Here is a 24,906-nt window from a genome sequence, read left to right on the forward strand (position 1 = left end):
ACAAATAACGGTGGGAAGCACCCCGGTTAGCTCCGGGCAGCGCAGGCCATCTTATACCTTCCCAGCTACCTGTGGCCTTACCATTCATTTCCACACCTTTCCCCAACTTCCTGTCAGAAGAGCGCTGCTAAGAAGCAAAAAGCAATGTCCAGCCGGAACATTGTCCTGTCTTGGCCCACCGCTTCCCCGCCCTGTTGCTTAGATTTTTGCTTAGATAAGGAAAAGGCACCTGCGCAGGTGCCTAGTTGTCCGTCTCTGGAACATCACTCATCTCGATTGTGTCCTTGACCAAAACCCTCTCTCGGAGAGGGTTAGAGCTTCACTTCTTGCTTGGCATTTCGCTTGAAATTCTCCAAAAAAATGGTCGGGGCGACCTGATTTGAACAGGCGACCTCTACCACCCCAAGGTAGCGCGCTAGCCAAACTGCGCCACGCCCCGACGCATTTATAAGGATACCATGTTCTCTGCAAAAAAGCAAGTCACTTCTCCGGATCCAGCTCAAATTTTGTGTGCAAGGCCCGCACGGCCTCAAGGTGCCGGCCCCGGGGGACCAAGCAGGATACCTTGATCTCTGAGGTAGAGACCACAAAAACGGGTATGTCCACTTGCGTGAGGGCCTCAAACATCTTCGCAGCCACACCGGGGTTGGTCATCATCCCAGCGCCCACTATGGATACCTTAGCCACGTTATCGTCCGCGAATACTTCCCAATCTTGATCCGCCCTAAGGGTGTCGATAACCCCCAGGGCCTCGGCCAAATCTTCCCGCGTCACTGTGAAGCTCAGATGGGTCCTGCCCTTGGAAGCAGCAGCCTGGACGATCATGTCCACGTTGATGCCAGCTTGGGCAAGGGCTGAAAAGACTGCGCACAGGGTCTGCACATCGCTAGGAACGCCAACCAGGGTCACCTTGGACCAGTTTTCATCCGCGGCCACACCCGTCACTGTGATTTCCCGTTCCAATGAGCCCACCTCTTTCACCAAAGTTCCTTCTTCATCGGAAAAACTCGAACGAACATGGATGGTCACCCCATACACGGCCGCCACTTCCACCGACCGGGGCTGCAGGACTTTCGCTCCTTGAAAGGCAAGTTCCAGCATCTCCCCATAGTCAATTACCTTCAGCTTCCTAGCCCCAGGCACAATCCTGGGATCGGCAGTGTACACTCCATCCACATCCGTAAAGATCTCGCAGACGGCTGCATCCAGGGCTGCAGCCACCGCCACCGCCGTGGTATCGGAACCGCCACGACCTAAAGTGGCAATATCGTTGTTGGGGGTGAGGCCCTGGAACCCGGCAACGATCACCACCTGCCCCTTGTCCAGCTCCTGCCGGATACGGGCACCGTCCACCATGCGGATCCTGGCTTTGGTATGCTGGGTATCGGTGAGGATGCCCCCCTGGGGCCCGGTCAGGGAGATCACCGGCTGCCCAAGGGCATGAATAGCCATGGCCAGCAGCGCGATGGACATCTGCTCACCTGTGGCCAAGAGCATGTCCAGTTCCCGTTTGGGCGGATTCGGGGAGATCTCCTTAGCCTTGGCAATGAGCAGGTCCGTGGTCTTACCCTGAGCCGAGACCACAACCACCACCTGATGCCCTTCCCGGGCGGTGGCCACCACCCGCCGGGCAACAGCCATGACTTTTTCCGGATCAGCTACAGACGAACCTCCGTATTTTTGCACAATGATTCCCATGCTTCTGCCCCCCTAACAGCTAATATTAAGATAACATACGGGGGACAGGAGGAAATTAACGGCCAGTAAAAAAGGTGAGAACAACTCTGCTCTCACCTGGGGGAGCCGGGCTACGTGGGTTTAGAGGATGATGCAGATCAGCCCGCCGCTGCCTTCGTTGATGATCTTGCTCAAGGTCTCCTGCAGCTTCTCCTGGGCGTTTTCCGGCATGCGGTAGAGCTTGCTGTTGATCCCTTCCCGCACCATATCCTGCAGCGATCTACCTAAGAAGTCCCGCTCCCACAAAACGTTGGGATCCCGCTCGAACTCTTCCGTTAGGGAGCGGATCAGTTCTTCGCCCTGCTTTTCGGTGCCCACAAACGGGGTCACTTCCGTTTGGATGCTGGCCTGGACCATGTGGATCGAAGGAGCGCTGGCCGTGAGCTTGATGCCGAAATTGCGCCCCTGCTTGATCAGTTCCGGCTGCTCAAAGGTGATGTCCTCCAGGCTGGGGATGACAATGCCGTAGCCCGTCTCCCGCACATGCTGCAGGGCTGCCGAGATCTTATCATATTCCCGCTTGGCCGCGGTGAGATCCTGCATGAGACGGAGGAGATGGTGGTCGCCTGTCACTTCCAGCCCGGTCATCTCCGCTAGAATCTTGTAGAAGAGCTGGCCGTCCAGGACGACGCCCAGGGTGACCTTCCCTGTACCCAAATCAAGGCTTTCCACCTGCACCAGCTGGACATATTCCGACTCTTGGAAAGCCTGCACCGCCAGTTCCTGAACATCCTTGACCCTTTTGAGGCGCCCCACCGTCTCCCAAGCTAGATCTTCATAGATCTGCCGCAGCCAGTGATCTTCCTTGAGTTCCCTCACCCACTTGGGCAGGCGCAGGTTGAACTCCCGCAGGGGGAATTCCATCAGTACTTCCGTCAAGAGGCGCAGAATATCTTCTTGGGTCATGCGCAGGCAGTCCAGGGGCAGTACCGTCACCCCGTACTCTTCCTGCAGGCGCCGGGCCAAAGCTTGGGTTTCCGGGCTGTTGGGGTGGATGGAATTCAGGGCCACGATGAAGGGTTTGCCCAAAGCCTGCAGCTCGCCAACCACCCGGGCTTCTGGCTCCTCGTATTCGCTGCGGGCCAGGTCCGTTATTGAACCATCGGTGGTCACAACCAAACCGATGGTGGAATGCTCGCTGATTACCCTGCGGGTACCCAGCTCCGCGGCCTCTTGAAAGGGAATGGGGTGGTCAAACCACGGAGTGCGCACGAGCCTCGGGCCGCTTTCGTCCATGTAACCTTTGGCTTCGGCCACGGTGTAGCCCACGCAGTCCACCAGGCGGATGCGGGCCTTGACGCTTTCGGCGAAGGTGATTTCCACCGGTTCATCGGGGACGAACTTGGGCTCAGTGGTGGTGATGGTCCGCCCCGCGCCGCTTTGGGGCAGTTCATCCCTGGTGCGTTCCTTCAGGTAGATGTCGGTGATGTTGGGCATGACAAAAAGGTCCATGAACCGTTTAATGAAAGTGGACTTCCCCGTTCTCACAGGGCCCACCACGCCTATGTAAATGCTGCCGGCGGTCCGCTCCGCGATATGGGAAAAAATGTTAAACTTTTCCATTTAGGCTCCCCTCCTAAGTATAGGCGTCCTCACCCCCATAAGGTTGGACAGTATACTATATTACCGCGGGCGGAGAAATATAACAGCATTCTAAGACAGCCGCCGATCTCCCCAAGTAAAGCGAAGAGCCCCAGCGGGGCCCTTGAGAGAACCTATCGTTGCACTTTTTCGCCGAACCGAAACTCCGTACCCTTGCGCAGGCGCTCAATATTGCTGCGGTGGCGGTACACGGTGATGGCCCCCACCAAAACCCCCAAAAGCACTTCAAACCAGCCTGCGCCCAACAAAAGCAGCACCAAGGGCAGGCACACGGCAACGGTGATGGAAGCCAGGGAGATGTAGCGGAAGGCCAAAAGCACCGCCAGCCAGGTGAGAAACAGGATCAGCGCGGCCGGCGGCCGGAAAACCGCGAGCACACCCGCGACAGTAGCCACTCCCTTGCCCCCCTTGAAGCCCAAAAACAGCGGCCAGTTGTGGCCGATCATAGCAAACATGCCAGCCACAAGGCTCCAGATGGGTTCTGCCAAGAAACGCCGGGCCAAAAGAACAGCCGCAGCACCCTTGCCCACATCGCCGATGAGCGTAAGCAGGGCAGGTATATAGCCTGCGGTGCGCAGCACGTTGGTCATACCGATATTGCCGCTTCCGTAGTTGCGCACATCCACTTTGGCCCACCATTTGCCCACCAGAAGGCCAAAGGGTATGCTCCCCAGCACATAGGCCGCGGCCACGATCAACAGATAAGTCATTCTTCCCTCTCCTTAGCCACAATCATGATCGGGGTACCCATGAAGTCATACTCCTCGCGGATGCGGTTTTCCAGGTAGCGGGCATAGGAAAAGTGCAGCAGATCCTTCCGGTTCACGTGGAGCACAAACACCGGGGGCTTGACCTGCACCTGCGATCCGTAGAAGATCTTCAGGGGAACCCCTTTGTCGCTGGGAGGCTGGTTCATGGCCACCGCATCCTGGATGATCTGGTTGACCCGCCCGGTGGAAAGGCGCATATTCCTCGCCTCATTCACCGCTAGGCAGAGCTCCAAAAGCTTGTGAATGCGCTGACCGGTCTGGGCTGAGATGAAGACCATGGGCGCGTAGTGTAAAAACTGCAGCTCCTCCCTGATCGCGGCTTCATAATCGCGCATGGTGTTGGTTTCCTTGGGTACCAAATCCCACTTGTTCACCGCCAGGATGATGCCCCGGCCCTTTTCGTGGGCATAACCAGCGATCCGCTTATCCTGCTCGGTGAGGCCCTCGGTGCCGTCCAGCATGACAATGGTGAGGTCCGAGCGTTCCACGGCCCTGAGGGTCCTGATCACACTATAATATTCCACACTCTCTTCCACTTTGCTCTTGCGGCGCAGACCCGCTGTGTCAATCAAGGTGAGTTTCTGACCCTGGAAGGTGCAGTGCGTGTCAATGGCATCCCTGGTTGTGCCGGGGATATCGGTGACGATCACCCGCTCTTCCCCGAGGATCTTGTTCACCAGGGAAGACTTGCCCACATTGGGCCGCCCCACGATGGCGATCTTCAGATAATCATCCTCTTCCAGCTGGGCATCTTCGGGGAAATGGGCCACCACCGCATCCAAAAGGTCGCCCACATTGCGCCCGTGCTCGGCGGAGATCAGGATGGGATCCCCTAAACCGAGGGAATAAAAATCCACAGACGCCTCCCAGGCTTGCTCTGTGGACTCCACTTTATTAACACAGAGAATCACCGGTTTGCTGCTGCGCCTGAGGATGTCGGCGATCTCCTCGTCCACTCCCGTTAGGCCTGACCGCCCATCCACCATGAAGATAATCACATCTGCCTCTTCCACAGCCAGCAGGGCCTGCTGCCTGACCTGCCTTGTTATCACGTCCTCTTCCCAGTCTATTCCACCCGTATCTATCACTGTGAAGTAGGTGTTCAGCCAGTGGGCATCCCCGTAGATGCGGTCACGGGTCACCCCCGGCTGCCCCTCCACAATGGCGGTCCTTTCGCCGGTAATACGGTTGAAAAGAGTGCTTTTGCCCACGTTGGGCCGGCCCACAATGGCCACGATTGGTCTAGTCATCCATACCTCTCCTCAACAGCGTTCGATCCTAGATATGGATTCTTCGCTATCTGCCGGGCAATTCCTCCTCTCTGCCCTTAATGCTGCACCACCACCAGAACTCCATTGTGCAGATCGTGGACCGCGGCACCCAACACTTTGGCGATGAGCAGGGCCAATTCCGCCCTCTGCTCCGGGCTGGACGCGTAGAAGATGGGGGCTCCACCCCCCACCTGGGTGTGGTCGCTGGCCACCACCGCTAAGATCAGTTTCACCTTGCTCCCCCTCAATCCATCATTTTTCCCGCCACCGAGGTTAACGGTTTGCGCACCGCCCCCTCCAACACGGGCACCCGCCGTACCGCCGTGAGAAAGGCATCCTGATCAGCCTCGGAAGGCACCATCACCAGGTACAGGCAGCCGCTGGAGGGGTTTCTCCGCACCATGGGGATGAACTCCTGCTCCCCCACGTCCATATACACCCCGATCATCGCGGAGACGTCATGGGCGATGGCCTGCATCTGCCCCAGATTGGCCAAGGTGGCCTTGGCGTTGGGACCACTGGGGATAATCTTGGCCGCCAAGCCCCGCTCCCGGTAAACGGCCCGGGCCGTTTCCAAACCCACGTTCATCATTACTGTCTCTTCGACCCTGAGCAGGGCCTGGTCAAATTGGATCTCCGCCAGTTCCACCCCGGCAATATCCCCCACCTTTTGCCCCTTCATGAGGCCGCTTAAAAGCCAGGTGGCCGCGGCCCCCACCAGGGCGCAGACAGCAGCCTTGCCCCACAGGGATCCAGGCCCCAGTTCAGCAGCTGCCGCCACCACCAGAGCCACCCAGATGGACAGGTAGTTGCGGGCTTCAAACACTCGGGCGATGCCTTCGATGTAGGCGGTGCCGCGCTTGACCAGCTCTGTGGCTTCCATGGCCCGGAGGGTTTCCCGCTCAACACTGCGCACCTCCCTGAACTGCGAAGCAGCCAGAATCAAGAAAGAAACCGCGGCCCACTCCTTGTCCAAAACCGCGGGCACCACCACTGCTCCAATGGCGGCACCGATGAAACCCACAAACAGGTGCACTGCCCAGCCTTGGGGGTAGCTGGGATACTGTCTGTAATCCCGGCGCAGCATGTAGAGGCGGGCTAAAAAGCCCGCCAAGGTGGCCAGGATCAAATTGGGGATGTGGCTCACCGGTCATCATCCGTCTCCGGATCCCTTTCCCCAAGGCCCGCTTCCCTGCGGAAAAAGCCTGCGAGGGACCCGATCTTCCCCCGGCTGATCAGGAGAAAGGCCCCGCCCACTGCCCCCACGATGAGCACCGTCCAAACCAGCGAACGGCTCGCTCCACCGCTGATCTGCTCCTCAGCCGCCTGTTTACTGCTGGGGGTAAGTCCTGCGGCAGCGGGGATCACCTTGGCGAAGAATTCCGCTGCCTGCTTGGCGTGATCCAGACGGTTGGTGTGGGCTCCGAACTCCAAGAGGATGGTTTTGGGGCCGAGATCTTGGTTGTAGTTGCCTTTCGCATCGAAGATTCCCTCGACCAGGCCCGGGTAGAGCTGATCCGCCACCGCCTTCAACCGTTTCGCGTATTCCAGGTTCGCTTCCCGGTTCTGGTTCTGCCGGCCCACCACCAGGCGCACCTTGGTTGCGGGGACACCCTCAACTTCCGTTTCATAGACTTCAGGCGGGGTGGCGTCCCTGTGGACGTCGATGAGGGTATCGGGCTCGTTTTGCAGCAGCTCCACCGCGGTGCGCCGGGAGCGTATGTAAGCCTGGCCGTCGTGGGGAATATGGCTGTTATCGGACCAGTACACGGTGAGCCCCTGCTCTTCTAAGCCGCTGGCCAGGGTCTTACCCACTTCCAGGACATCGCCCCGCCCATCATCCCGGGATTCAGTTCCGCTGGTGGGTACATAGGATTCATCGTTGTGGGTGTGGTAGATGCCCACCACACCTCCCCCTTCTTCGGCCTGGGCCACCTGTGCCCCCAGGAGTTCGCCGCTCACATCGGGCAGTTCCACCGTTTCCACAAACCGCACCAGCACTTCGTCCCCCTCGGTGCGCACCACGTCAAACAGGCGGTTGTCCCCGGCGATGTACTGATCGCCCGGATCCAGTTCCCTGGCGGTCATGGTGATCATTTCCCCGGATTCATCCCGGAGGGTGAAGTAGCCCCCATCCCTTCTTTCATCCGCCTTGGTAACCTCGGGGAAAGCGATGAGAAGGCAGAACGCCAGCAGGGCCAAAGCTAAGCGCATTCCCACTCTCACAGCTCTTCACCCCCCTCTTGCAGGCGCTCCCTGGTCTCGCCTACAAACTCAGCCAAGCCCACGGCGATCAGCCCGGAGACGATCAGGGCATCGAACACTCCGGCACCTCCCAAGACGACGCGGGTGGGCATGTTGGACAGAAGAGCCTGGGCGAAGTGGACCAAATCCACGGCAAAAAGCCCCAAAACGCCCGCGATGAAGGAGGCCCTGCGGGAGCGGCCTGCTAAGTAGCCTACAATGCCTGCAACGATGCTGAACAGCCACAGGGGATCGATGAAGAGGTAGGGGCTGGAGGGGTCAAAGTCGGTGAACTGGCTTATCCCATAGACCACCCCGCCGGTCACTAATGCGGCCACAAGGGAGCGCACCCTCTCCCGGGCCGTATCTGCCCGAATCAGCAGATAGACCACCAGGCCCAGGGGAACTAAGCCGCCGCCCAGGTTGATGCCCACCGTGGTGCGGCCGGTGCGCAGCGGCAGGGTGATGAAGCTTCCTCCGATCATTAAGGCGATGGCAATCAGTGCCTGGGTATCTGTTAGGCGCATGCGGTCCAGCAGGCGCTGGCCGACGCCGAAATAGATCAAGGCGGCCACCACCAAAAGCAGGACAGTTCCCACGGGCATGCAGATCCCTCCCCGGTTGTTTGAAACGCCTGCCTCTAGTGTTCCCTGCTGAAGGTAGTGTATCCATAAAAAAATCCTGCAGGCTTCAGCCTACAGGATTTTGCGAGCTTGAGTTACTGCAGCAGATCGTCTTTGAACAGATCCCCAAACATGTCGCCAATATTGGTTGTCAGTTCCTGATCGCTGCTTTCCATCACACTGGGTTGGGCCTGTTTGGCCTTGGGCTGGGGCTGCGGCTTGGGCTCCAGCTCCTTAATGCTCAGGCCAATGCGGCGGGCCTCGGGATCTACACTGATCACCTTGACCTCCACCTGATCGCCCGACTTAACCACATCTTCGGCCTTGGCCACATGTTTGTGGGAGAGCTCGCTGATGTGGACCAGCCCTTCAATGCCGTCCTCCAGTTTGACGAAGGCACCGAAGTCAACCACCCTGGTGACTTCCCCACTTACTTTTTGGCCAACCGCGTAGCGCTCGCCCACGGTGGTCCAGGGATCAGGAATGGTCTGCTTCAAGCCGAGAGAGATGCGCTCCCTTTCCTTGTCCACGCCCAAGACCATGACCGTGATCTCATCGCCTTCAGCAACCACGTCGGAAGGATGATTTACCCTGCTGTAGGCCATCTCAGACACATGCAGCAGTCCTTCCACGCCGTCGCCGATATCCACAAAGGCACCGAAGTCGGTCAGCCGGCGGACGACACCTGGAATCTTCATGCCAGGTTCCAGGGTGGCAAAGGCCTTTTCCTTGGCCCGGGCATGCCGCTCTTCCAGTACTACCTTGTGGGAGAAGACCACGTTGTTCTTGGAGCGGTCCAGCTCGATGATCTTAAGCTCCAGGGTCTGGCCAACGTATTTCTCTAGATTATTCTCAAAACCGCGGGAAACATGACTAGCAGGGATAAAGCCACGTACGCCCACGTTGACCAACAGACCGCCCTTGACAACCTGAATGACCTTAGCTTCCAGGGTTTCCCCTGTTTCGTAAAGCTTCTCTAGCCTTTCCCAAGACAGGTCGGCATCGGCCCGTCTCTTGGAAAGAATCACGTTGCCTTCGGTGTCATCCACCTTCAAGACCTTAACGTGAATCTCATCGCCCACGCTCACGATGTCCTCAGGATTGGCATTGGCGATGAAGCTGAGTTCGCTTAGGGGAATGCGTCCTTCAGATTTATAGTCGATGTCCACCAGGACCTCATCACTGGAAATCTGCACCACTTTACCCTGGATGATGGCTCCGGGAGTGGGCATCTGGACATCATATTCGCTCATCTGGACTTCATTTAGCTTCGCCTCTTCAGGTGCGGCTTCGCCTGGTTGTTCAGCCTCTGCCGCTGCGGAGGCCGTAGGTTCCGCTGCCTCCTCCTGCGCCGGCTCCACTGCTTCCTCCTGGGAAGAAGGCTCTGTGGCCTCTTCGGTGACCTCTGCCGCCGCTTCCGCTGCTGCAGCCGGTTCTGGTGTGGTTTCCTCGGGCTGTGCTTCCACTGGTTGTGCTGTGGATGCTTCCAGCTCTGCTTCGACAGGTTGTACTGTCTCTTCCATGGTTTCTGTCCCTTTCTCTTCACTAAATTCGCTCATTCTTGCAAGTACCCCCTCAATTAACCAATCTGGAGTAGAGGCTCCGGCCGTCACCCCAGCCCGTCGCACGCCAGCAAACCACTGGCGCCGCAACTCATCTGGTGTTTCTATATGATACGTGACCGTCCCCTGCTCCTCACATATCTCCGCCAATCGCCTTGTATTGGCGCTGTTTCGACCTCCAATAACAATCATAACATCCACTTTGGCGGCCAATTCCTGTGCCGACGTCTGCCGCTGTTCGGTAGCAATACAGATGGTATCAAAGGCTTTCAGGTCCTCCACTTTCCCAACCAGTTCCTCGACGCAAGCTTGGAAGTTTTGGACTGATTGAGTTGTTTGTGCTATAACACCGACGCGACTTGCTATCGGCAGCTTGCGGATCTCTTGAGGGTTACTTACAACTAGTGCAGTTTCACCGGCATAACCCAAAACGGCTTGTACTTCTGGATGAAACCTGTCACCGACAATAATGACTTGATACCCTTCTTCGCTCAACTGTTTAGCCCACCGCATGGACTTCTGGACAAAAGGACAAGTGGCATCAACCACCTGGAAGTTCCGTGCTTTCAGCTCTTCCATTACCTGCGGTGCAACACCATGACAGCGGACAATGACTACTCCTGAACTGGCGTCTCCAGGCCGGTCCATAACTCTTATGCCATCGGCCTCGAGCTGGGCCACAACCTGGGGGTTATGAATAAGTGGACCTAGAGTGTGTATTGGAGTGGCCGGGTCGACTTCTTTGCGAGTCTTGGTGGTCAAGTCTAAGGCTCGCTTGACCCCAAAGCAGAAGCCTGCGGCATCTGCCAATACTATTTCCACCCTTCCCCCTCCCTTATTATGCCTCCGAAACAGGGACTCTAAACAAGCGTCCCTGATTGTATTTCTCTGCTCCCTTGATTATTCCTGCTTAATAGGTAACTAAATTCGGCGGAAATCGCTTTTGTTCCTTCCAAAACATCAGCTTTTGTCGCCCGGCGGGGGCCACCCAGGTCAATGGGGCGGCCGAAGACCACCCGCACAGGCTGGCGCAGCTTGAAGGGCTTAAAACCAGAGATCACCACGGGAATGATGGGCGCGCCGGTCTTGATGGCAATCAGGCTGGCTCCCCCCTGCAGGGGCAGGTGATCCTCGGCAGTGGTGTTGCGGGTGCCTTCGGGGAAGATGCCCAGCACATGACCTGCCTTGACCCTGTCCTGCGCGGTGCGGATGGCCTCCCTGTCCGCCAGCCCCCGCCGCACGGGAAAGCCATGCAGGCGCGTGAACAGAAAACGCAGAACGGGATTTCTAAACAGCTCCACTTTGCCCATGAAATGAACGGGCCTGGGCACAACAACGGCGATGGCCACAGGATCCATCATGGTGGTATGAGTTCCGGCAATAATGGCCCCGCCCTGCTTGGGGACATGCTCCAACCCCGAGACCTCCAGCCCGCAGAGCAGGAGTAGCATCAGGCGCGCGATAGCCCGTAGGACCATATACATCCTATGCTTCCCCCTTGATGATGGCCAGCACCCGAGCAACCACTTCCTCGATGTTCAGGTGGGTGGTATCCACCTCCACGGCGTCCTCAGCTTTCCTCAAGGGTGAAATGGCGCGCGTGGAATCGAAGTGATCCCGCTGGCGGATCTGCTCCGCCAGTTCCTGGAGATCAACATCGTGCCCATTGCGCCGCAGTTCCCTTAGACGCCGCCGGGCCCTTTCCTCCACGCTGGCATGGAGGAAGATCTTCCAATCGGCATCGGGCATGACCACCGTCCCGATATCCCGTCCATCCATAACAATACAGCCCCGCCGTGCGATTTCCTTCTGCAGGGCCACAATGAAATCTCTAACCTTCTTGTGGCTGGAAACCAAAGACACATAGGCATTGACCTCGGGCCGGCGGATCAGGTCAGTGACATCCTGGCCATCCAGGTAAACCCGGTTGCCTTTGGTCTCCTCATCAAACACGATCTCCAAATCCACCGAGGTGGCCACCCTCAAAAGCGCTTCCTCATCTGTACAGGGGACGCCGCGCTCTAAAGCGGCCAGGGTCAGGGCGCGGTACATGGCACCTGTGTCCAAATAGCGCAGCCCTAAGCGTTTGGCCACCAAGCGGGCGATGGTGCTCTTGCCCGCCCCTGCCGGGCCATCTATAGCAATCTTCACGACTTACAGTCACCTCTCCTCAGCGCACTGCCATGGGGAGCTTAGGTCAGGTTAACACCATGCGCGGCGCAAAAACCGGTGGAAAACGCCGCCTGGAGGTTGAAACCGCCCGTCACTCCATGCACGTCCAGTACTTCTCCGCAGAAAGACAGCCCCTTCACTTTCTTCGACTCCATGGTGCGCGGATCCACTTCCCGCACATCAACTCCGCCCGCGGTGACGATGCCCGCGGCAATGGGCAGCGTCCTGGTGATGGTGAGGGGCAGGCCCTTGAGCAGCCCCCGCAGCCTAGCCCGCTCCTCTTTGGTGATCTGGTGGCACGGTTTTTCCGGATCGATGCCGGAAAGCTCCACCATCACAGGGATCAAACCCTTGGGAAGCAGCGCCTTCAGGGCATTTTTAAACTGCTTGCGGGCAAAACGCTCGAAATCCCGCAGCAGTCTCTGATCCAGCTGCTCATGGCTGAGGGCGGGTTTTAGGTCGATCCAGGCCTTGAGCTTGCCGGTGCTGGCCTTGAGCCAAAGGCCGATCTGCTCACTGGCGGTGAGCACAATGGGCCCTGTTAAGCCAAAGTGGGCAAACATTAATTCGCCAAAGAATCGCGCTCTTCCTCCTTGGGGGTTTTCCACCTGGAACTCCACATTCCTAAGGCTCAGACCCGCCAGCTCCGGGGCCCACTGCTCTTCCACCTTGATGGGCACCAGGGCCGGCCTGGGCTCTACGATGGTGTGGCCTAAGCTGCGGGCAAAAAGCAGCCCATCCCCGGTGGAACCGGTTCCCGGATAGCTCAAGCCACCTGTGGCCACGATCACTGCGGAGGCAGCAAACACTCTCTCTTGGCCGCCGTGGACGGCCACCACCCGGCCAACACCGCCTGAGGGCAAGAGCTCTATGCTAACCACCTTGTGCCCGAGGTAGATCTGGGCACCATTGCTGCGGGCAAAGCGCTCCAGGGCATCTGCCACTTCGTGGGCGTTGTCGGAGACTGGGAACACCCGCTGCCCCCTCTCCACCTTGAGCTCCACGCCCAGCCCAGCAAAGAAATCCATACAGTCCCGATTGGAAAAGCGGTGTAGAGCACTGTACAAAAACCTGCCGTTCCCGGGATATTGGGCAATGAAGTCCTCCAGGGGCATGTTGTTGGTGAGATTGCAGCGGCCTTTACCGGAAATGCGCAGCTTACAGGCGGTTCGGGGCATTTTCTCCAGAACATGAACCCGGGCACCCCTCTGGGCCAAGAAACCTGCGGCGATGAGCCCTGAGGCCCCCGCACCAATGACCACAACGGGGCCGCTCATAGTCCCACCGCCCTCAGCAGCTGCTGGATCTCCTGGGGGCGCAGGACGCGGTACTTCCCGGCGGCCAAGCCCCCAAGGGTAAGAGGGCCCATGGCTTCCCGGACTAAACGGAGCACTTCATGCCCCACCGCTGCGCACATGCGCCTGACCTGCCGGTTGCGCCCCTCCCGGATGGTGATCTTCAGCACCGAGCTGTCGCCGCTGGCCTGCAGGAGCTCCACCTCCGCGGGCGCCGTGGGGCCATCTTCCAGGACGATGCCCCTGGCCAGGCGGTCGATGGCCTGGGGCGTCACCTGACCCCGCACCTGCACCCTGTAGGTTTTCGGCAGCTGGAACTTGGGATGCATTACCCGGAAAGCGAGCTCACCGTCGTTGGTGAGCAGTACCAGGCCCTCTGAATCATAGTCCAGGCGGCCTACGGGATAAACCCGTTCCTGCACCGAAACCAGATCCAGCACACTGGGGCGTCCAAACTGATCCCGGCTGGTGGTCACATAGCCCCGGGGTTTATGCAGGATGATATAGCGTTTTGGTTCACGGGCACCTAGGGGCCTGCCGTCCACGAGGATTTCGTCTTTTTCCGGATCGACCCTCTGACCTAAAACGGCTGGCTTGCCGTTCACCAGCACCCGGTTGTTTTTGATCAGCTCTTCGCAGGCCCGGCGGGAGCCAATTCCAGCTTGGGCCATGACTTTCTGCAGCCGCTCCACCGCCGACTCCCCTTTCAGTCCAATAATACCCAAGTTTAGGGCAAACAGCAAGAAAAAAGAGGGCTCCGACCTGGAACCCTCCGCTTGGGATATTTGCCGTTAGACCTTGTAAGTTGTGCGCACTACTCCATCGGTGGTGCGCTCACCTTGCACCATGCCCTGAATGCGGTCGAGAAGCTGGGGTACCGCATCGATCAGGCGGTCGTAGATGGCCGACTGGCTCACAGGCAGAAGCCGCACGCTCTCCCGGCTCACCACTAAAAAGGCCACCGGGTTGAGGGCAATGCCGGCGCCGCTTCCTCCCCCAAAGGGATGGTGTTCCTCACTTCCTTTCCCGCCGGCAGTGGCAAACTCACTGCCGCCTGCGGCAAACCCGAAGCTTACCCTGCTGACCGGAACGATCACCGCCCCATCGGGCGTTTCCACCGGATCACCGAGGATGGTATTCACATCCACCATAGTCTTGAGGCTTTCCATGGCAGTCTGCATGAGTCCTTCAATGGGATGTCTGTTGGTCATAACTCCGCTCCTTTAGCCCTTAGTTCTTGCCTGCCGGGGTAAGGCTGCTCGTTTCAACTCGTTGACTATAATCTGACCAAGTCGAAAGCGGAATATGCAGTGGAGGTAAAGCCGCAGGCGAACCTGCTCGTACTCGGGCTGGACGGAAACTTGGGGAGGAGATTTCAGCCGGCCGGTGGCGCCCAGTCCCGCGAAAAAGGGGCCGAGGACGCTCCAGAGCCCACCGCAGCCCAAAGCGCTGAGGAAAGGGTCACCTGTACCACAGATTGCCTGCAGGTCAAAGAGCTCCACTCGCTGCACAAAGCTATCCAGCAGGCGCAGGCCCAGCTTAAGACCCTGCCAAATCTGCCGTGGGGTCTGCAGCCCGCGCCGGCGCACCAGCTGTCCCACTCGGGCCAGAAGCCTCTGGGGAACGGTGAAGGACAGCCCCGCAGCCCCGAATCTGATTCTGGAGCGCACACTACCTTGATCCAGGCTGAACTCCAGATCCACCTGAAAAGCTGCGGTGAGGAGCAAGATGATCAGCAGCAAAAAAAGACTGAGCAGCATGGGGCCACCTCCACTCAGTCTTAATCTGCCATCATTTTCATTCACCTATGCTTTTCAGGGGAAGCTCGTCGAGGCTGCGCAGACCAAAATGCTCCAGAAATCGCTCGGTAACTCCATAGAGGATGGGTCTACCTGGGCCTTCTTTGCGGCCCACTTCGCAGATGAGCCCCCGCTCCAGCAGGCTGTTCAGGGCACTGTCCGAGCGCACGCCGCGAATCTGCTCGATCTCCGCCCTGGTGATGGGCTGTTCGTAGGCGATGATGGCCAGCGTTTCCGTGGCCGCCGTGGAAAGGGGGGCATGGATCACGGGCCTGCCCAGCTTCTCAATCCAGGGAGCAAGTTCCGGCTTGGTCACCAGCTGGTAGCCCCCGGCCACCATGCGGATGGTGAGCGCCCGGGGCCCGTAGTCTTTGCGGATCTCCTCCACCAGTGCCTCCACCGTGGCTGGATCCAGCTCGATGATTTCGGCAATTTCCTGGGCACTGAGGGGACGCTCCGCGGCAAAGATCAGCCCTTCCACGATGACTTTTGCCTCTGCCAGCGTCATGTGTTGACCTCCACTTCCCAAAGGTAGGGTTGAATGCTGATTTCCCCGAACAAACCCGTCTGCACCACCCGGATTTCGCCCAGGCGCACCAGTTCTAAGATGGCCAGCAAAGTGCCCACAACTTCGCTGGGAGTTGACTCCTCCAAAAGGTCGCGAAAACCAATTCGGGGCTTGCCCACAAGCCTCAGGCGTACGAGAGCGATGCGCTCCTGCAGCGAGATGCGGGAATACACCTCGTGCACCGGGGGCTCCTTGACCCGCTCACTGAGGAGCTGCTCATAGGCAGCCCGCAGGTCGTCCACGGTTAAGTCCCCCACCGGCCGGGTATAGATGGGCGTGAGGTTGTACCGCTGCAGGGGCTGGCCTTTGGTGTAAAAGCGCACAGCCTCGCCATAGCGGGCCTTGAGAAACTCCGCCGCTTCCTTGAAGAACTTATAGCGCAGCAGCTGTTCAACCAGTTCTCGGCGGGGATCCTCCGGTTCTGCGTCCCCATCCTCTTCCACCGGCTCCTGGGGCAGGAGCAGCCGCGACTTGAGGCGGATCAAGGTGGCAGCCATGACCAAGAACTCACCGGCAATGGCCAGATCCTTCTCCTGCAGGGAATACAGATACTCCAGGTACTGCTCGGCGATGGTGGCAATGGGAATATCCCAGATATCCACCTCGTTCTTAGCAATGAGATCCAGGAGGAGGTCAAAGGGACCCTGGTAGACCTCCAGTTTCACCACATAGCCCATGGCAGCGCCACCTAAAGGGATAAACGCATCAAGAGCTGGGACAAAACGCGATAGATCGGACTGATGATCCAAGTGGCCCTGCCGGAGATGAGCAGTACAGCCAAAAGCACAGGCCCATAACGGGCCAGCTGAGCGTACCTATAAGACGCCTTCGGCGGCAGCAGCCCCGCGACAATGTGGGATCCGTCCAGGGGTGGAATAGGTATGAGGTTGAAGGCGGCAAGGTTCAGATTTACATTAACGTTGATCAGCAGAAACACCATGAGGGTGTTGGAAAAGCTGGTATACGGTAGCCGAGGCGCGGCCAGCCTGAGCACATTGTAGAAAAACCAGCCCAAGAGCACGTTAGCCATGGGGCCTGCTAAAGACACCAGCAGGGTACCCTGGCGCCGATTCTTGAAATATTGGGAGTTGATCATTACCGGCTTCGCCCAGCCGATGCGGAAGAGGACGAGCATGATTGTGCCCAGGGGATCCAGATGGGCCAAGGGGTTCAGTGTTAAGCGCCCCTGGTACTTGGGTGTTGGGTCGCCAAGCTTGTAGGCCACATAGCCATGCCCGAGCTCATGGAAGGAGATGGCAAGAAGAATGGCTGGTACCGCCAGGATGATCTGTTCGAGACTCGGCATCGAGAAAACCTCCCAGTTATCCACTCCCCTTCATAGTAGCACAAAAAGGGGATTCCTGCCAGATAGGGCCCGAACTTAGCTCAACTGCTCTGCTCAGCCCGGCCCTGCCGTCCGCAGCGCGCTCCCCAGCTGGCCAGGAAGATTCCCTCGCGCCAAATTTCAGAGATCTCGCAGGCGTTGGGACAGCCCCGGCACTGGTAGCTGCGGGTGTTGACTTCGCTCTGGAGGATCTTCTCGAAACCGCAAAAACGCGTCTTGGCCGCCGCCTGTAGGGATTCCTTAACTAAAAGGGCAATGCCCAGGGCCCCCATCACATCGTAATGCTCCGGGACGCACACTTCGTACCCCAAAGCCTCTTCCAGGAAGCGGCGCATGCCGGCATTGGCCGCCACCCCTCCCTGGAAAAACACGGTGGGGCGCAGCTCTTTTCCTTTGGCGAGACTGGAGAGAAAGTTGCGCACCATGGCCGCGCACAATCCCGCCACGATATCCGCCAGATCTACGCCCAGCTGCTGTTTATGCACCATGTCCGATTCGGCAAAAACGGTGCAGCGGCCGGCAATGCGCACGGGATTCTTGCTGCGCAGGGCCAGGGCGCCAAACTCATCGATGGGAATGCCCAGCCGATGGGCCTGCTGATCCAGAAAGGAGCCGGTACCCGCGGCACACACGTTGTTCATGGCAAAATCCACCACCACCCCATCCCTCAGGATGATCAATTTGGAGTCCTGGCCCCCGATCTCCACGATGGTGGCCACGGTACTGTCGCAGCTCAGTGCCGCCGCGGCATGGGCCGTGATCTCGTTTTTCACCAGATCGGCTCCCAGCACCACCCCCGCCAGTTCCCGGCCGCTGCCGGTGGTACCCACTCCCCGGATCTCCCAATCACCTGCCTCCTTCAGCAGGCTCAAGCCGGTTTTCAAGGCGGTCAGCGGCGCGCCTTGGGTCCGCAGGTACTGCTTCCAAACCACCGCCGCACCTGGCGCCTGGGCATCCAACAGCACGAAATTGGTGCTCACGCTGCCCACATCAACTCCGAGATACACTGCTCTGCCTGTGCCCAAGGCTCCCCACTCTCCTCCCCACCAAATCCACAAAGGCCTCCAACCTGGTTTGGAAGCCCGCTTCCGCCGTATGCTCATCAACCACCAAGGACAGCACGGGGATCCCCTGTTCCCTGCTGAGGCCCGGCAGAATTCCCCTGGCCACAATCTCGGGCATGCAGGATAGGGGAAGGATGTGGATGATGCCGTCCAGGTTCTGCCTGGCCAAAGCCACGCTGCGGGCGATGCTTTCTAAACCGTGGCCGCCGATGAAACCCCGCAGGTAGCCGGCGGCCAAACGCCTAAGTGGTGCCAGGCTGGAAAGGCCCGCCGCTTTTTTGAAGATGTGGTTGGTCACCCACTCCACCAAGCTGATGGTGCGCACCACTTCCACGCCCAGGTAACCCAAGCGCTCCTCCAGGCGTAGATTGGCAAAGGGCTCCACCACCGTATAGATCTCCCCCACGATCCCGAGGCGCAGGGGCTGGTTCCGTTCACGGCCCGCAAGCTGTGGGAGGTCCCGGCGCGCCGCCTGTCGGAGCTCTTCCACCTCTGCTGCCGTCTCGGCGGCACGCAAACGTTCCAGCTGCTCCTGGAGATACTCCGTGGCGGCACCGGGCCGCATCTCCCTGGGCCGTACCTTGAGGGCAAGGCCTTCCAGCTCTTCCACCGCCTTGAGCTTAGCCCAGCTGAGACCCGCGCCCCGGGCCAAGGAACTGAACCTCGTGGGGGCGATGAGCTTGCGCAGGTTAGCTGCGTAAGGGGCATAGGGCCGCCGGGGCACTTCGAGGGTGATGAACTCCACCTCCCGGCCCAGGGCCTGCAGCAGCAGCCGCTGAATCTCGGCGTAGTAGCCCAAACGGCAGGGGCCCCAACCGCCGATCATGAGCACCGCCTCCGCCCCTTGGGCCATTCCCTCCAGCATGTTCCCTAGGGCGATTTTGAAGGGCAGGCAGACCTCCGCCGGACTGTGAAAACTGCCAAGCTCCAAAGTCCTGCGGCTGCTGGGCGGCGGGGTGACCGGTTCATGGCCCAGCCCCCGCAGAAAGGCTTCCACAGCTATGTACACATTTCCCATGTGGGGAAAGGTGATCTTCATCCGCTCCTTTTCCTTTCCAGAAGGTCACAAAAGGCCTCCAGCCGGGTGAACAGGCCCACGGGGCTTGTGTGCTCGTCCACATGGAGCTCCAAGTGGGGGATCCTTGTCCCCGTGAGGCTGGTAATCAGAACGCCCTGCATGGCCTCTGCCCCGCAGCCAAAGGGGGAGATGGTCACCACCCCGTCCAGCTGGGGTACAGCATGCGCCAACGCGCCCAGGGACCGGCGGGTACAGGTCCAGTAGGGACGCTTGCGGAGAAGGCTGCAGGCTGCGGCGGTGGTGGCATCGGAAAAATCGGCGGGGCACAGCACTTCCGCCCCCAAGTCCCGCAGCTTCTCCCGGAGATTTCCGTTGAGGTAAGGGTCATCAGTGAGATAGCGCGGACCGAGGAGCAGTAAGCGAAAGCGCCCTGGGGAGCTTACGGCCTGATAGGCCCTTTCCCACGTCCGCTGGGCCCTTACGGCCTTACGCCAGGCCCTGAGCACTGGGGAGGGCCTTGCCCACTGGAGCCCGAAGTGCAGATATTGCAGGGTCAGCTGGTGGATGCCCCGCCGGGCATCCAGCACAGGTGTGAGCAGCCGCACTGAGGGAGGGACATACTGCTTGACCAGATCAGGCAGCCCCAGGAGCACGGAGCAGGTCCATTCCTTGGGGAAAAGGCTGACCACCTGGGGTACAAACAGCAGGCTGAGTCCCTGCTGGACCAGGAACTGCACATGCCCCACATAGGCCTTCAAGGGCAGGCAGGCGCAGTCCACGCAGGAGGCCAGGCCCAGTTCCAATAGCTCCTGATTGGTCCAGGGCGAGCTGACCACCTGAAAACCCAGTTCAGCCAAGTAAGTCTGCCACAGGGGGTAGTAGTGGAAATAGTAAAAGGCACGGGGAATCCCAACCTGTCTGATGGCGGCTACCTCCTTGGGCGATCCCTTTTCTGGGCCCGCAGATCTTGGGGCTGGGTAAGGCGGGGCCGTACCGCCACCTGGGGGATGGGATAGCGGAACAGCACCCTGAGCAGAGCCGGACCGTCAAAGGGAACCAAAGGCCACAGATAAGGGATACCGAAAGATTTGGTCAAGCCCATGGTGAGCAGCGTAACCAAGAGCCCTGCGCCCAGGCCCCACCACCCGCCCACCACCGCGCCCAAGAAAAGGACGTAGCGAAAGAGCCGCAGGGCGTTGCTCAGCTCAATGCTGGGCGTGGCAAAACCGCAGATGGCGGTGATGGCCGTGTAGAGGATGGCTTCTCCGGTAAACAGGCCGATGGACACGGCCAAATCGCCGAGGATAATGGCTCCCACTATACCTAAAGAAGTGGCCAGGGAATCGGGGGTGTGGATCAGGGCCATGCGGATCAGATCCAAGCCCACTTCCAGCAGCAAAAGCTGCAGCCACAAGGCCAAACGCCCCGGATCCTTCGGCCCGATAAAGGAGATCCAGGGAGGCAGGTTGCGGCTCACCGCCAGGGTGTACCAGAGGGGCAGCAGGATCAAAGAACCGATAATCCCAGCGGTGCGGATCCAGCGCAGGTAAGTCCCCACCGGAGGATTTTGAAAATACTCCTCCGCGTGCTGCGTGAAGTGCCACAGGGTTACCGGTACGATCAAGGCAAAGGGAGTGGTATCCACGATGATCACCACATGGCCTTCCAAAAGGTGGGCCGCGGCCACATCGGGCCGCTCGGTATAGCGGGTTACCGGGAGGGGGTTGAACACGGTGCCCAGAATGTACTCCTCCAGGTTTTTGCCGCCCATGGGAATTGCATCGCGGTCGATGGCCTCAATCCTGCTTTTCACCTCGTTGACCAGGCTGGGGTCGGCCACATCTTCGATATAACCCACCATTACATCCGTTTTGGAGCGGCGCCCCACCTGCAGGGCCTCAAAGCGCAGCTGGGGATCGCGGATCCGACGCCTGATCAAGTTGATGTTGAACAGGGCAGTCTCCACAAACCCATCCCGGGAACCCCGGGTCACCTTCTCCAGGGTGGGTTCTTCCGAACCCCTCACCACGTACTGCCGCACATCCAGCACCACAACTTCCTGGACGCCATCGATGAGCAGCAGCATGGCACCGGAAAGGACCTGGTCCATGGCGGCCTCTAAACTGTCGGCCATACTCATTTCGAAGTAGGGTATCACATTCTCTAGATCCTGCTGGAGGGCGGCGAGGGTGACCCCCATCCGGGGCACCGCCTGCAGGGCCCTGAGGATATGGATCACCGCTTCGTCCTGGATAAAACCATCAAAAAAGATCAAACAGGCCTGTTTGTGGGCCACCCGCAGCCTGCGGAAGACCAGATCGAAGGTAACCCCGTACCCGAGTTCCTCCTTGAGCACCTCCAGGTTCTCTTCGAGCTTCTTGGACACGGCAAACCGAGCCTTGGGCATACCATCACTCCCTAAAAAAACCGCCCCTGACCGGAGCGGAGCTCCACGGGGCGAGGCAGTGGGAAATGTGCCTCAGCGTATGGTGGTGGGCACGAAAAGATCAATGATACCGATGACAAAAGCTGCCAGCAGAGCTCCGATCACCGAAACCTCCATACCCGGAACGATGAACTGCGCGGCCCAGATGATCACCGCCGAAACCAAAAAGCCCACGATCCCCCTGCTGTAGGGAGAGACAGCTCGACCCAGCAGGCTTTCCACAACCCAGCCCAAAACGGCGATGACCACCGCTGCAAACAGGGCATGGAAGAAGGAGAGGGCTCTAAAGCCGGGAAGGATAAAACCCACCAACATGAGCACCAAAGCGGAAACGATAAAACGTATAACAGCACCCATCCAATCCATCTCCTGTCACCCATTTCTTGATTTGCTGAGGGTAGTATAACCAAAAAACGGCTTAGTTATCCTAAGCCGCTTCCATCCGCTTTAGTTTTCCACTGCAAAGGCCACGTGCACATTGGCGCGATAGCCGACTATTTCACCTTGTTCATCCACCTTGCCGGACCAGTTAAGCACTTCAACGCCGGTAATACCCCGCAGGGTCTTGCTGGCCTGCTTCACTGCAACCTGGACAGCATCTTCCCAACTCTGATCCGACTCACCCACAAGCTCGATTACCTTGACCACATGACTTGCCAACGGTAAGCCCCCTTTTTTCCTGTAGCATAACCCCGGGGCAGGGGTTTTAACCAAGGACCTCCCGGCAGAGGCGCAGCAAATTACCGCCCATCACTTTCTCGATGACCGCTGCACCAAATCCCCTCTTCTCCAGAAGCCCGATCAGCTTTGGAATCTGATTGTAGGTTTCCAGCCCCTCAGGAACCTGGCTGATGCCGTCGAAATCCGAGCCCAGGGCGGGGCAGTCCTCACCGCCCACCTGGAGCAGATAGGCGATCTGCTCCACCACATGTTCGCTGGTGGCCTGGGCCGAAGGTTCCAAAAAAGCGGCACAGAAATTGACGCCGATCGCTCCCCCCCGATCCGCCAAAGCCCGGATCTGCTGATCAGTGAGATTGCGGGGATGGGGACACAGGGCGTGGGCGTTGGAATGGGAGGCCAGGACCGGATCTGTGCTTACCTCCAGAACATCCCAGAACCCAGGCTCATTGAGGTGGGACACGTCCACCAGCATGCCTAGGCTGTTCATCTCCTCCACCACTTCCCGCCCGAATCTGCTCAGGCCTCCCCCTTGGGGACCCTCCCACTGGCCCGCGGCCAGATCATTGCGGAAATTCCAGGTCAAGGTCAAAAGCCGCACCCCCAGCCGGTAAAAGAGGCGGAGCATGGAGAGCTTCCCCTCCAGCGCCTCCCCGCCTTCGATGGCCAAGAGGCAGGCGGTGCGGCCTTGGGCGGTTGCTTGAATGATCTCCTCCGCCGACCCGGCGAAGGCTAAAGCCTCTGGGTAGGCAGCTAGAGTCTCCCAGAAGAGGTCGATCATTTCCATGGTCCGGTGCAGAGCTAACCCGTGGTAGTACTGGGGATCGACAAAGGCCGCAAAAAACTGGGCCCGCGCTCCTGCTTGCAGATCTTCCAGTTTAACATGGCCCTGGGCATCCTCCAGTTTCTCACCCCGGGTCAGAAGGCGCGACAAGGTATCGATATGGGCATCAAAAATGAACACTGTCTCAGCCTCCCAGCTTCAGCCTAGTAAAAGAGCCCACCCCTGTGGGATGGGCTGTCCGTCGCTTTTACTTCTTGCGCCGCTATCTTGGTTCCACAATCAGTTTGATGGCAGTTCTTTCTTCGTTGTCAATTATGACGTCGGTGAACGCCGGAATGCACACTAGGTCCACTCCGCTAGGGGCCACAAAACCTCTGGCAATAGCCACCGCTTTTACTGCCTGGTTCAAGGCACCCGCGCCGATGGCCTGAATCTCCGCGCGGCCTTCTTCGCGCACCTTCCCAGCGAGCGCACCGGCGACTTTGTTGGGGGTGGAGTGTGCCGACACTTTCAATACTTCCATGTTCGTGTGACCTCCTTAGGTGAAAGCGCTACTACTTACGTGGTATCCTCAAATATCTTATTAGATATATACTGGGAAAATCCTCCTATTATACGCATTTATTGAAGATTCAGGCGCAAAATTCCTTCTGCCAGTCCGTTTTCAGTTAACGAAATCACAACGCCGTTCAAGGCTGCGGGCCCCTTGGCCACGGCAAACCGCGCGGGCAGCTGGGTTAAGAACTTGTTGATCACAATCTGGGGATCCACCCCCAAGACGCTGTGGATGGGCCCGCACATGCCCAGGTCCGTTATGTAAGCGGTACCCTGCGGCAGGATCTGCTCGTCCGCGGTGGGAACGTGGGTATGCGTACCCACAACCGCGCTCACCCTCCCGTCAAGATAGTGAGCCAGGGCGATTTTTTCCGAAGTCGCTTCCCCATGGAAATCGATGATCACATGGGTTACCTCCGGGGGCAGGGAGGCCAAAATCTGGTCGGCTGTACGGAAGGGACAGTCATAGTCGCCCATGAACACCCGCCCCATGAGGCTGACCACCGCTACAACAGCACCCTGACAGCGGTGCAGGTAAACGGAGTTCCCAGGGACCTGCGGCGGATAGTTGGCCGGGCGCAAAATGCGGGGATCTTCGCCGATGTAGGCGTACATCTCTTTCTGATCCCAGATGTGGTTGCCGCTGGTGAGCACATGGATACCCAGGGCAAACAGCTCTTCCGCCACCTTGCGGGTGAGCCCGAAACCACCCGCGGCATTCTCGCCGTTGGCCACGATCAAGACGGGTTTATACTGCTCCACCAATTCTGGCAGGTACTCCGCGACGATCCGCCGCCCGGGGCGGCCGTAGATGTCGCCTAAGATAAGTACATTCATCGCCTATCCACCCCCCAAATGGTGCTGTACACCAGTACCCTGCCATTTTCCCTGAATCCTGTTAGGCGTTCCGGTCCCACTTCCCCCCGTTCATTGAGGAGGGCCTCGATGAGCAGATCCTGCTCGAAGGCATCCTCTTCAACCATCGCGGGCCCGTCCTGAACCAGGCATTCGCCGTAATAGTCCCGAAACAGCTCCACGATGAGCTTCAACTCCGCCAGGGAGATGTTTGCCAGGTCACGGGTGACTTCCACCACGGTGAGCTGTCCGTTCTCCTTTTGGCTCAGCACCGCCTCCGGGGACCCTTTTCTCCTGAGCCTGTGGAACAAAGCCAAATGCGCCTGGAAGCGCCTGGCAAAATCCTCGAAGTCCTGCTCAGCCCCTCTAATCAGAAAGACCAAACGCAGCGTCCCCGTCTCAGGTTCACAGTGGATGGTTCCTATGGCTGGAAAACGTACTAGAATGGCAATGAGTAGATCTACCTGAGTGCCGCCGATGTCCAAGCTCTCTCCTCCATTTTCCCCTCAACATCTGGA

The 24,906-nt window shown here is 58.8% G+C and carries 28 protein-coding genes and 1 tRNA gene; all 29 read right to left on the reverse strand.

Annotated elements, in window-relative coordinates:
* Positions 1-361 precede the first annotated feature (361 nt).
* Positions 362-439 (reverse strand) — tRNA-Pro (locus tag ACE4YL_RS01915).
* Between the two features lie 41 nt (positions 440-480).
* On the reverse strand, positions 481-1,698 hold the full coding sequence (locus tag ACE4YL_RS01920) for an aspartate kinase (protein ID WP_461358156.1): 1,218 nt from the start codon (positions 1,696-1,698) through the stop codon (positions 481-483).
* Between the two features lie 120 nt (positions 1,699-1,818).
* The gene (spoIVA, locus tag ACE4YL_RS01925; RefSeq protein ID WP_461358157.1) at positions 1,819-3,300 is read right to left on the reverse strand and encodes a stage IV sporulation protein A; all 1,482 of its coding nucleotides are present in this window, start codon (positions 3,298-3,300) and stop codon (positions 1,819-1,821) included.
* A 152-nt stretch (positions 3,301-3,452) separates the two neighbouring features.
* Positions 3,453-4,049 carry a glycerol-3-phosphate 1-O-acyltransferase PlsY gene (plsY, locus tag ACE4YL_RS01930; protein ID WP_461358158.1) on the reverse strand — a complete coding sequence of 199 codons (597 nt, stop codon included), beginning with the start codon at positions 4,047-4,049 and terminating at the stop codon, positions 3,453-3,455.
* The gene (gene der / locus ACE4YL_RS01935; RefSeq protein ID WP_461358159.1) at positions 4,046-5,359 is read right to left on the reverse strand and encodes a ribosome biogenesis GTPase Der; all 1,314 of its coding nucleotides are present in this window, start codon (positions 5,357-5,359) and stop codon (positions 4,046-4,048) included. Before der ends, plsY begins: the two co-directional genes overlap by 4 nt.
* A 77-nt stretch (positions 5,360-5,436) precedes the next feature.
* Positions 5,437-5,613, reverse strand: a complete 177-nt coding sequence (locus ACE4YL_RS01940; RefSeq protein ID WP_461358160.1) for a capping complex subunit for YIEGIA — start codon at positions 5,611-5,613, stop codon at positions 5,437-5,439.
* Positions 5,614-5,624: 11 nt separating this feature from the next.
* Positions 5,625-6,527, reverse strand: coding sequence for a YIEGIA domain-containing protein (locus ACE4YL_RS01945; protein WP_461360128.1), 903 nt, complete (start codon positions 6,525-6,527; stop codon positions 5,625-5,627).
* A complete protein-coding gene (gene spoIIP / locus ACE4YL_RS01950) occupies positions 6,524-7,606 on the reverse strand; it encodes a stage II sporulation protein P (RefSeq protein WP_461369077.1) in 1,083 nt (360 codons plus the stop codon). The genes ACE4YL_RS01945 and spoIIP overlap by 4 nt, the downstream gene beginning before the upstream one ends.
* Complete coding sequence (locus ACE4YL_RS01955) at positions 7,603-8,229, reverse strand: DUF1614 domain-containing protein (protein WP_461359792.1); 627 nt, start codon at positions 8,227-8,229, stop codon at positions 7,603-7,605. The genes spoIIP and ACE4YL_RS01955 overlap by 4 nt, the downstream gene beginning before the upstream one ends.
* A 113-nt stretch (positions 8,230-8,342) precedes the next feature.
* Positions 8,343-10,631 carry a bifunctional 4-hydroxy-3-methylbut-2-enyl diphosphate reductase/30S ribosomal protein S1 gene (locus ACE4YL_RS01960; RefSeq protein ID WP_461369078.1) on the reverse strand — a complete coding sequence of 763 codons (2,289 nt, stop codon included), beginning with the start codon at positions 10,629-10,631 and terminating at the stop codon, positions 8,343-8,345.
* Positions 10,632-10,669: 38 nt separating this feature from the next.
* Entirely contained in the window at positions 10,670-11,293 is a 624-nt protein-coding gene (locus ACE4YL_RS01965; RefSeq protein WP_461359794.1) for a lysophospholipid acyltransferase family protein, read from the reverse strand.
* A gap of 1 nt (position 11,294) precedes the next feature.
* Positions 11,295-11,960: a (d)CMP kinase gene (gene cmk, locus ACE4YL_RS01970; protein ID WP_461359795.1), complete on the reverse strand. Its 666-nt coding sequence runs from the start codon at positions 11,958-11,960 to the stop codon at positions 11,295-11,297.
* Positions 11,961-12,001: 41 nt separating this feature from the next.
* Complete coding sequence (locus ACE4YL_RS01975) at positions 12,002-13,258, reverse strand: BaiN/RdsA family NAD(P)/FAD-dependent oxidoreductase (RefSeq protein ID WP_461359796.1); 1,257 nt, start codon at positions 13,256-13,258, stop codon at positions 12,002-12,004.
* Positions 13,255-13,968, reverse strand: a complete 714-nt coding sequence (locus tag ACE4YL_RS01980) for a pseudouridine synthase (RefSeq protein ID WP_461360129.1) — start codon at positions 13,966-13,968, stop codon at positions 13,255-13,257. The genes ACE4YL_RS01975 and ACE4YL_RS01980 overlap by 4 nt, the downstream gene beginning before the upstream one ends.
* 99 nt (positions 13,969-14,067) lie before the next feature.
* Entirely contained in the window at positions 14,068-14,487 is a 420-nt protein-coding gene (gene ytfJ, locus ACE4YL_RS01985) for a GerW family sporulation protein (RefSeq protein WP_461359798.1), read from the reverse strand.
* Between the two features lie 12 nt (positions 14,488-14,499).
* Entirely contained in the window at positions 14,500-15,036 is a 537-nt protein-coding gene (locus tag ACE4YL_RS01990) for a DUF2953 domain-containing protein (protein ID WP_461359799.1), read from the reverse strand.
* 37 nt (positions 15,037-15,073) lie between these two features.
* A complete protein-coding gene (gene scpB, locus ACE4YL_RS01995; protein WP_461359800.1) occupies positions 15,074-15,583 on the reverse strand; it encodes an SMC-Scp complex subunit ScpB in 510 nt (169 codons plus the stop codon).
* Positions 15,580-16,320: a segregation and condensation protein A gene (locus ACE4YL_RS02000; protein WP_461359801.1), complete on the reverse strand. Its 741-nt coding sequence runs from the start codon at positions 16,318-16,320 to the stop codon at positions 15,580-15,582. The genes scpB and ACE4YL_RS02000 overlap by 4 nt, the downstream gene beginning before the upstream one ends.
* A gap of 11 nt (positions 16,321-16,331) precedes the next feature.
* Positions 16,332-16,949 (reverse strand): site-2 protease family protein, encoded by a 618-nt coding sequence (locus ACE4YL_RS02005; RefSeq protein ID WP_461359802.1) that lies wholly within the window; start codon positions 16,947-16,949, stop codon positions 16,332-16,334.
* Between the two features lie 80 nt (positions 16,950-17,029).
* A complete protein-coding gene (locus tag ACE4YL_RS02010) occupies positions 17,030-18,013 on the reverse strand; it encodes an acyl-CoA dehydratase activase (protein WP_461359803.1) in 984 nt (327 codons plus the stop codon).
* Entirely contained in the window at positions 17,979-19,091 is a 1,113-nt protein-coding gene (locus ACE4YL_RS02015; RefSeq protein WP_461359804.1) for a 2-hydroxyacyl-CoA dehydratase, read from the reverse strand. The genes ACE4YL_RS02010 and ACE4YL_RS02015 overlap by 35 nt, the downstream gene beginning before the upstream one ends.
* Positions 19,088-19,993 carry an acyl-CoA dehydratase activase-related protein gene (locus tag ACE4YL_RS02020; RefSeq protein ID WP_461359829.1) on the reverse strand — a complete coding sequence of 302 codons (906 nt, stop codon included), beginning with the start codon at positions 19,991-19,993 and terminating at the stop codon, positions 19,088-19,090. Before ACE4YL_RS02020 ends, ACE4YL_RS02015 begins: the two co-directional genes overlap by 4 nt.
* Positions 19,994-19,998: 5 nt before the next feature.
* The gene (locus tag ACE4YL_RS02025; RefSeq protein WP_461359805.1) at positions 19,999-21,477 is read right to left on the reverse strand and encodes a spore germination protein; all 1,479 of its coding nucleotides are present in this window, start codon (positions 21,475-21,477) and stop codon (positions 19,999-20,001) included.
* Between the two features lie 72 nt (positions 21,478-21,549).
* The gene (locus ACE4YL_RS02030; protein WP_461359806.1) at positions 21,550-21,882 is read right to left on the reverse strand and encodes a phage holin family protein; all 333 of its coding nucleotides are present in this window, start codon (positions 21,880-21,882) and stop codon (positions 21,550-21,552) included.
* 81 nt (positions 21,883-21,963) lie between these two features.
* Positions 21,964-22,176: a dodecin family protein gene (locus ACE4YL_RS02035; RefSeq protein WP_461360130.1), complete on the reverse strand. Its 213-nt coding sequence runs from the start codon at positions 22,174-22,176 to the stop codon at positions 21,964-21,966.
* A gap of 46 nt (positions 22,177-22,222) precedes the next feature.
* A complete protein-coding gene (locus ACE4YL_RS02040) occupies positions 22,223-23,158 on the reverse strand; it encodes a dipeptidase (RefSeq protein ID WP_461359808.1) in 936 nt (311 codons plus the stop codon).
* 82 nt (positions 23,159-23,240) lie between these two features.
* Complete coding sequence (locus ACE4YL_RS02045) at positions 23,241-23,501, reverse strand: stage V sporulation protein S (RefSeq protein ID WP_461359809.1); 261 nt, start codon at positions 23,499-23,501, stop codon at positions 23,241-23,243.
* 98 nt (positions 23,502-23,599) lie between these two features.
* Positions 23,600-24,370, reverse strand: a complete 771-nt coding sequence (locus ACE4YL_RS02050) for a TIGR00282 family metallophosphoesterase (RefSeq protein WP_461359810.1) — start codon at positions 24,368-24,370, stop codon at positions 23,600-23,602.
* Positions 24,367-24,873, reverse strand: a complete 507-nt coding sequence (locus ACE4YL_RS02055; RefSeq protein WP_461359811.1) for a hypothetical protein — start codon at positions 24,871-24,873, stop codon at positions 24,367-24,369. The genes ACE4YL_RS02050 and ACE4YL_RS02055 overlap by 4 nt, the downstream gene beginning before the upstream one ends.
* Between the last annotated feature and the right edge of the window lie 33 nt (positions 24,874-24,906).

This window comes from Candidatus Darwinibacter acetoxidans, from assembly GCF_041936445.1.
Taxonomy (GTDB): Bacteria; Bacillota; Limnochordia; order Darwinibacteriales; family Darwinibacteriaceae; genus DTU010.

Coding starts and splice junctions, on each gene's coding strand:
- ACE4YL_RS01920 (WP_461358156.1), bottom strand. CDS start 1,698: ATGGGAATCATTGTGCAAAAATACGGAGGTTCGTCTGTAGCTGATCCG.
- spoIVA (WP_461358157.1), bottom strand. CDS start 3,300: ATGGAAAAGTTTAACATTTTTTCCCATATCGCGGAGCGGACCGCCGGC.
- plsY (WP_461358158.1), bottom strand. CDS start 4,049: ATGACTTATCTGTTGATCGTGGCCGCGGCCTATGTGCTGGGGAGCATA.
- der (WP_461358159.1), bottom strand. CDS start 5,359: ATGACTAGACCAATCGTGGCCATTGTGGGCCGGCCCAACGTGGGCAAA.
- ACE4YL_RS01955 (WP_461359792.1), bottom strand. CDS start 8,229: ATGCCCGTGGGAACTGTCCTGCTTTTGGTGGTGGCCGCCTTGATCTAT.
- ACE4YL_RS01965 (WP_461359794.1), bottom strand. CDS start 11,293: ATGTATATGGTCCTACGGGCTATCGCGCGCCTGATGCTACTCCTGCTC.
- ACE4YL_RS01975 (WP_461359796.1), bottom strand. CDS start 13,258: ATGAGCGGCCCCGTTGTGGTCATTGGTGCGGGGGCCTCAGGGCTCATC.
- ytfJ (WP_461359798.1), bottom strand. CDS start 14,487: ATGACCAACAGACATCCCATTGAAGGACTCATGCAGACTGCCATGGAA.
- ACE4YL_RS01990 (WP_461359799.1), bottom strand. CDS start 15,036: ATGCTGCTCAGTCTTTTTTTGCTGCTGATCATCTTGCTCCTCACCGCA.
- scpB (WP_461359800.1), bottom strand. CDS start 15,583: ATGACGCTGGCAGAGGCAAAAGTCATCGTGGAAGGGCTGATCTTTGCC.
- ACE4YL_RS02000 (WP_461359801.1), bottom strand. CDS start 16,320: ATGGGCTATGTGGTGAAACTGGAGGTCTACCAGGGTCCCTTTGACCTC.
- ACE4YL_RS02005 (WP_461359802.1), bottom strand. CDS start 16,949: ATGCCGAGTCTCGAACAGATCATCCTGGCGGTACCAGCCATTCTTCTT.
- ACE4YL_RS02015 (WP_461359804.1), bottom strand. CDS start 19,091: ATGAAGATCACCTTTCCCCACATGGGAAATGTGTACATAGCTGTGGAA.
- ACE4YL_RS02025 (WP_461359805.1), bottom strand. CDS start 21,477: ATGCCCAAGGCTCGGTTTGCCGTGTCCAAGAAGCTCGAAGAGAACCTG.
- ACE4YL_RS02030 (WP_461359806.1), bottom strand. CDS start 21,882: ATGGATTGGATGGGTGCTGTTATACGTTTTATCGTTTCCGCTTTGGTG.
- ACE4YL_RS02045 (WP_461359809.1), bottom strand. CDS start 23,501: ATGGAAGTATTGAAAGTGTCGGCACACTCCACCCCCAACAAAGTCGCC.
- ACE4YL_RS02050 (WP_461359810.1), bottom strand. CDS start 24,370: ATGAATGTACTTATCTTAGGCGACATCTACGGCCGCCCCGGGCGGCGG.